Origin of the sequence: Pseudoclavibacter sp. RFBB5, from assembly GCF_002931555.1 — a bacterium.
Lineage (GTDB): Bacteria > Actinomycetota > Actinomycetes > Actinomycetales > Microbacteriaceae > Pseudoclavibacter.
In genome coordinates, this window is sequence record NZ_PSTZ01000014.1 from 1 (window position 1) to 5596 (window position 5596).

At 70.2% G+C, this 5596-nt stretch carries 5 protein-coding genes; 1 reads left to right on the forward strand and 4 read right to left on the reverse strand.

All coding sequences use genetic code 11. From position 1 onward, the window contains the following. The 3 genes from C5B97_RS17595 to C5B97_RS17605 form a co-directional block, all read right to left on the reverse strand. A partial coding sequence (locus C5B97_RS17595) for a glycoside hydrolase domain-containing protein (RefSeq protein ID WP_104313510.1) occupies window positions 1-2220 on the reverse strand: 2220 nt, incomplete at its 3' end. A 113-nt stretch (window positions 2221-2333) separates the two neighbouring features. Further along, entirely contained in the window at window positions 2334-3233 is a 900-nt protein-coding gene (locus C5B97_RS17600; RefSeq protein WP_219819836.1) for an oxygenase MpaB family protein, read from the reverse strand. Continuing rightward, complete coding sequence (locus C5B97_RS17605; protein WP_104313512.1) at window positions 3217-3624, reverse strand: MarR family winged helix-turn-helix transcriptional regulator; 408 nt, start codon at window positions 3622-3624, stop codon at window positions 3217-3219. Before C5B97_RS17605 ends, C5B97_RS17600 begins: the two co-directional genes overlap by 17 nt. Before the next feature lie 89 nt (window positions 3625-3713). Between C5B97_RS17605 and C5B97_RS17610 the strand changes: the two genes are divergently transcribed. Continuing rightward, window positions 3714-4640 carry an SDR family NAD(P)-dependent oxidoreductase gene (locus C5B97_RS17610; RefSeq protein ID WP_104313514.1) on the forward strand — a complete coding sequence of 309 codons (927 nt, stop codon included), beginning with the start codon at window positions 3714-3716 and terminating at the stop codon, window positions 4638-4640. 12 nt (window positions 4641-4652) lie between these two features. Here the strand turns inward: C5B97_RS17610 and C5B97_RS17615 are convergent, their stop codons facing one another. Next, complete coding sequence (locus C5B97_RS17615) at window positions 4653-5366, reverse strand: RraA family protein (protein WP_258068354.1); 714 nt, start codon at window positions 5364-5366, stop codon at window positions 4653-4655. Window positions 5367-5596: the final 230 nt, after the last annotated feature.

Sequence of the window (5596 nt, forward strand, 5' to 3'; positions counted from 1 at the left end):
GGGGGGGGGGGGGGGGGGTGCGGGGGCTGGGAACGAGGTGGGGAGGTCCTGTTCACGGGTTCCCCAGTCGCTCGGCTCGGGTCCGAGCTCGAGGTGCAGCTCCTGCGCGGCCATGAGCTCGCTCGGGGAGAGCCAGCTGCGAGCGAGTGGGCGCCCGTCGAGGTGGGCGCTCTGCACGTACTGCACTGGTCCGCCGTGGGTGGGCTCGCGGAAGCCTGTTGTGGTGATGCGGAAGCGCTCGCCGTAGACCGCGAGCGAGGACTCCGCGAAGGCTGGGGCGTTGACGAGGAAGCTCGCCTGGCCTGCGACGGGGAACAACCCGAGCGAGGCCCAGACGTACCAGGAGCTGAGGCCGCCGGAGTCGTCGTTGCCGGGCAGGCCGCCCCGTCCCGTCGCATACTGCTGGGTGATGACGGCGTGCACGATCTCGGCGGTGCGGTCCGGTCGCCCCGCGTAGTGGTAGGCCCAGGGGGCCTCCATGTCCGGCTCGTTGTTGAGGCCCTCGAAGCGGCCGAGTGCGTAGCCGGCGGCGAGCTCCTCGATGCCAGGCGAGCGGCCCGGCTGCTTCACGGGCGGCGCGCCGTAGCCGAAGAACTCGTCGAGCTGGGCCACGAAGCCCTCCGGCCCGCCGCTCAGCTGCATCCGCCCCGCCATGTCGTGGAGGATGCGGAACGAGTAGTTGTGCTTGGAGCCCTCGTAGAAGTTCGAGTCGACGAGCAGGCCCGTCTCGGGGTCGAATGCCCCCTTCCACTGCCCTGCGCGCTTCTCGAGCTGCTGCACGAGCTGCAGGTCGCCGACGCGGGCGGCGACGCGGGCCGTGCACCAGTAGCCGAACGCGAGGTCGAGCGTGTGGGTGATGGGATGGGCGACGCCGCGCAGCAGGAACTCCTCGCCGTAGGTGCGCCGCAGGTCGTCGGCCATGTGCACGAGCGCCCAGTCCCAGTCGATGCCAGGCAGTCCGAGCTGGCAGAGGTCGGCGAGGAAGGTGTGCGCGAGCGCGCTGCCCTGCCTTGAGAAGCGGTCGCTGCCCTTGGCCATGCGGTAGCCGATGGGGAAGTTGCCTTCCTCCTCGCAGATGGTGAGGAGCGCGTTGGCGAGTTCGACGGCCTTGTAGGGGCGTAGCGCGGTGAGCAGGGGCAGCTGGGTGCGGTAGATGTCCCACATCGTCGAGAGGTCGAAGACGAAGGGGCCGTCGCTCGGCCAGAAGGGGCTCTCGTTGAGCGCGAACGATGGTTTCACGAACGAGTGGTAGAGGGCGGTCGAGAAGACCGTCTCGCGCTCAGTGGAGCCAGTGTCGACGTCGATCTCGTCGAGCAGGCTCTGCCAGTCGCGCTCGGTCTCGGCGAGCCGGTCGGCGAACCTGGCCTCCCCGTCGCCGCAGTCGTCTCTGAGGTTCTGCTCGGCCTGCTCGACGCCGCGGAGCGAGAAGCCGATGCGCACCTCGATGACCTGTCCTTCCTCGCTGGGACCCGCCCACATGAGGCCGAAGGGGCGCAGCGTGGTGGGGCGGATGTGGTCGAAGTCGAGGCGAGTGCCGCCCGGCATGAGGCGACGGTCGTGCCAGAGCAGCTGCCGCCACTGAGGCGTGTCGCACTCGATGTGCACGGCGAGCGGAGCGCCTTCGGCCACGATCTCGCCCGTCGCGACGCCTGGCCTGACCGTCTCGAGGTGGGCCCGCAGCGGCACCGTGGCTCCGTAGGGAATGGCGAGGCCGCCCAGGGAGAAGTCGATCACGACTCGCGCGCTCGCGTGCTTGGGGAACGTGTACCGGTGCACCGCGGTCTTGGGGCCGACGGTGATCTCGGCGCGGATCCCGTTGCCGAGCGTCGCCGCGTAGTAGCCGGGCGAGGCGTCCTCGTCGTCGAGCGACCAGGTGCGGCCGAGCACGTCGAGCGGCTCGGTCATCGGCGTCACGCGGAAGTAGTTGTAGTACTTGCGGATCGCGCCCGTGCCCGACTGCTGGAAGTGGGTGAAGCCAGAGGCGAGCGACCGGTCGTAGATCGTCTCCGGCACGCCCTCGAGGCTCAGGTCGTAGCGGCCGTAGCCCGTCGGGTACGCGCCCGAGTAGGCGCAGGCCGACACCATGCCGAGCGGATAGGTGGCACCGGGATGCGTGTTGCCGATCTGCGGCTTCGGCCACCACCAGGTCGCGGCGAGGCCCGTCTGCGGCGGCAGCGCGGTGGGCTCTGTGCCGATGAACGGGTCTACTCGGGTGGTCATGCTGCGAGCCTGAAGGGGCCCTGCTACGGGCGTGTGGACGCCAGGTTACGTTCGCGCGTCGGGAGACTGTGCACGCCCTGGGCCGAGGCGACGCCTGACGGTTCCGAGACTGGTCAGACGAGCGGCCGGCCGCGTCGGATGCGCCGGCGCACGTCAGCGAGGAGGAGCCGGTAGACGAGGCTGGACGCGGCGAGCGGCAGCGCTCGCTCGATGCGCACGAGCCGCGCCCGCTGGCGCACGAACCACGCCTCGTCCGCGGCAGTCCACCGCACCCGCAGCGCGCGGCGGAACTCGGGCGGCAGGAAGCCGATGGTGAGCCGCTGATGCCAGGCCCGCATCCGCTCGGGCAGCACCCCAGCCGCGAACCCGAGCCGTGCGACGTCGAGCAGGTAGGTGCGCACCTCGTCGTCGACGCGGAGCTTCGCGACCTCCGCGTTCCAGTACGCGTCGAACGCGACCCGGTTGCCGGGCCAGGCACTCGGCGGCATCTGCAGGGTCGTGCCGAACACCCGCCCCTCGAGGAGGAAGCGCTCCGCGGTCGCGGTCGGCTGCGGCCCCTCGACGAGGTCGAGCACGTCGCGCGAGCCGACGAACAGGCACGCGGCCACCCACTTCTGCAGGTCGACCCAGAGCGCCGAGTACTCCTCGGTCGCGCGAGGGTCGCGGTCGGAGCGGACCTGCGCGTGCTGGCGCGTGACCGCCCTGCGGTACGCGCGGCGTTCATCCGGCGTGCCGAGCACGGCCACCGCGAGGTAGCTCAGCGTTGTCCTGGTGCGCTTGATCGGATGCACGTCGAGCCGACCGCTGCGCACCCGGCTGTGCGCGACGCCCTGCCCCACGGCAGGGTTGGAGAGCTGCATGATGACGTTCGCTGCCCCCATGGTCAGGGCCAGCAGTCGCGAACTGCGCGGGAGCTCGACGCAGACGAGGTCGTCGACGGACGCCGCCGTCCACCGCTCAGACGGGGCCGCACCCTCCGCTGCCCCGGTCCCGGCGTCAGAGGCCGTGCGCACTCAAGCTCTTCGCGATCGCCTTCAGTTCGGTGCTCGAGCAGCCAGCGAGTGGCGAGGCGCGCTTGAGCGCCGCGATCGCGAGCTTGCGAACGCGCTTGCCCTCGGCCGTCAGCGTGACCACCCGCGAGCGACGGTCGTGCACGCTCTCACGCCGCTCGACCAGGCCGCGGTCGACGAGCCGATCCGAGACGAAGGTCAGGTTCGACGCGTTGCAGTGCAGCTTCGTCGCGAGCTCTTTCATGGCGGGCGGCTCACGGTCGGGGTCGATCGCCCAGAGCGCCTGCGCGGTCGCGAAGGTCAATCCGAGCGCTTCGAGCTCCCGCTCAGCAGCCACATTGGTGCTCTGCGCGGTTTCGTAGACGGCACGCATCGCCCGTTCCAGCGAATCCATATTCAGTACCTTACGCCACGGAAATATTTCAGCAATCGAAGCGTTGTACTCTGAGTCTCGAAACGTTCGAGGCTTGAAGGAGTGTGACGATGAAGACCTTCGCCATCACCGGTGCCACGCAGGGTGTGGGCTACTTCGCCGCGGAAGAGCTCGCCCGCCGCGGCCACCACGTCGTCCTGCTGGGGCGCAGTGTCGAGAAGCTGAACAGAGCCCTCATCTCCATCACCGAGCAGGTGCCGGATGCGAGCACGAGCCGCATCCTCCTCGACCTGACCTCCAACGAGTCCATCGCCAGCGCGGCCGCCTCCCTGAGCGCCCGCGAGCGCCTCGACGGCGTGCTGCTGAACGCCGCGCACGTCTCCCCAGGCGCGCACCGCGAGCAGGACTCCGAGGGTCGTGAGCTCACGATGTCGACGAACCACCTCGGGCACTTCGAACTGACCGCGCAGCTCATGGACGCGCTCGTGGCCACGAAGCCCGCCCTCGACGGGGAGGCGCCGGAGAAGAGCCGCGTCGTCGCGGTCGGCAGCCTCGCGACGCGCATCTACCCCTTCGACCTCGAAGACTGGCAGAGCACCCACCTGTACGAGCCGAAGCGCGCCTACGCCGCGTCGAAGCACGCCCTCGAGATGTTCACGTTCGAACTCGACCGACGGCTGCAGGCCGCCGGGGCACCCGCGGAAGCGCTCGTCGTCGACCCGGGCATCCCCGTCAACGGCGCGACGCCGCCACGCACAGGCGTCAGCGAGCCAACCGCGTGGCAGCGCTTCGCATCCCGCCTCGCCGGCCCGTTCGCCCATGGCAAGCACCGTGCGGCGGCCATTGCCGTGCACGCGCTCACGAGTGACGCCGTCGCCGGCGGCGACTACCTCGGCCCGGCACGCACCCTGCGCGGCACCCCCGTGAAGCTCGACAAGCCGGCGACGCAGCGCGACCGGGAGCGAGCGGCGCGCCTCTGGCACCTCAGCGAGGCATCGACCTCCGCGACGTTTCGCCTGAGCGAGACGGTCAGCTGAGGCGCGGCCGCGTCACACCTCGACCGCGCCCCCGACCCGGCTCAGGTGCTCGCGCAGCGTGAGCGCGGGCTCGGCGCGGCGGGCCTGCACGTAGGCGGAGAAGCGCACCTGGTCCCGGAGGCTCGTGCCGAGGCGGATGCGCGATGCCTGCGCGCGCTCGACGTCGCGGATCTGCAGGGCGTGCATGAGCACCTCGTTGGCACGATCCTCCGGCACGAAGAGCAGACCGTCCTCGTCGCCGAAGACGGTGTCGCGCGTGCGGATGGTGTGCTCGCCGAACTCGGCCGACGCGAACGTGTTGCGTCGCCGCTCGTCCAGCCGTCGGGGCCCAGCAGGCAGCGCGCCGAGACTGAAGACCGGGAGACGGATGCCGCGGATGTCGCGGGTGTCCCGGTGCAGCCCCCAGATGGCGATGCCGGCGAGACCAGCCGCCTTGGCCTCGAGGACGACAAGATCACCCACGCAGCTCTCGTCAGAGCGTCCCTGGTTGTCGACGATGAGCACGTCCCCGGGATGCGCCCGCTCGATGACCTCGAGGAACACGTCGACGCTGCCGAAATGACGCACAGGCAGGCACCGACCAGCCAATCTCGTCGCCCGACCGGAAACGGCCGTCAGCCCCGGCGGGCCGCAACGCACCTCAACCCCGGCTCGGACGCATCCGTCGGCGATGTGCGCCGTCGAAAGCCCCGTCGCATCGGTCCACAATTGCGCGATCTCCTGCACAGACGACTCCCCTGAACCTCACTCGAGCACTCGTCTCCGAGTGCCTGAACGCCCCCACGTTCGGCGAGGTCACGATACGGCATGCGCAGGTGTGAAACACTCTGCACATGGACGCGCACGAGATTCGCAATGCCTACCTCGACTACCAGGAGCGACTCGGGCACGTCAGGATCGACCGAGCCCCGCTCATCCCCCGCGGAGACGGCTCGACGCTCTTCACGGGAAGCGGC